This window comes from Bacillus sp. JCM 19034, assembly GCF_001310635.1.
Classification (GTDB): Bacteria; Bacillota; Bacilli; order Bacillales; family Bacillaceae_D; genus Halalkalibacter.
Window position 1 is genome coordinate 1 of record NZ_BAXR01000062.1, and the last position, 769, is coordinate 769.

The 769-nt window shown below is 34.6% G+C and carries 1 protein-coding gene; it reads right to left on the minus strand.

What is annotated here, in order from left to right; translation table 11 throughout:
* Nucleotides 1-69: 69 nt before the first annotated feature.
* Nucleotides 70-339 (minus strand): hypothetical protein, encoded by a 270-nt coding sequence (locus tag JCM19034_RS22100; protein WP_156324101.1) that lies wholly within the window; start codon nucleotides 337-339, stop codon nucleotides 70-72.
* Nucleotides 340-769: the final 430 nt, after the last annotated feature.

A 769-nucleotide genomic window follows, 5' to 3' on the forward strand; every position in this document is an offset into this window, starting at 1 on the left:
TCACTTCCCCGTTAATGTAGGTAGATGTCTCCTGAATGACTAGTTGATCATCAAGCTCATCTGAGATGATTATAGATTCATAGCTTGATACATCCTCAGGCAATTCAACAGAGATATTGTAGGAAAATCTTCTCCAATTCGTACCTCTTTACTCTCTTCACCATCCACATCTTTTGACACAGTTAGTCCCTTCATACCTGTATCTTCTGCAATCGCTATCATAGGAATGGTTGCTAATGCCTCACTACAGACGATGAGAATGGTCATCAATAGAATGAAGGATCTTCGTAATGTCAACTTCATTTTCCTATTAATGAATCGTTTTGGTGTAGGTCCCATATTTCCCCTCCTAACATCACAATTTTCATAGTAACATGCTCCTTGTACCCATTTTGTTATAGCTAAAGCCCCTTTTTCTCGCTGGATAGTGACTTTAGTACCTTCATGGAAATTGGCACCCCCTTTCAATAGAATAAAGGCAGAGACTTTTGTAACATTTAATAGCACTTCAGTCATCTTCGGGCAATAAGCTTCACTTATAATAAGAATCTTCAAATAGTTTTTGAAAATAAAAATTGGGATCTGTTTCTATACTAATAACTAGTCTAAACAGTATTCTTAAATTGATTAAATTGGATGGAACGTTATATTCAATATATAATATAATATGGATTGAATCTACTATTTCTTATTGTTTTTTCCTACTGCTTATTTTATCGGATAAAAGTATTCGACTCTTTATAGTGCTAATCGACTGTCTTTTCAGACA

Excerpts from the sequence above, each read along its gene's own strand:
- JCM19034_RS22100 (WP_156324101.1), bottom strand. The coding sequence starts at position 339 with ATGGGACCTACACCAAAACGATTCATTAATAGGAAAATGAAGTTGACA.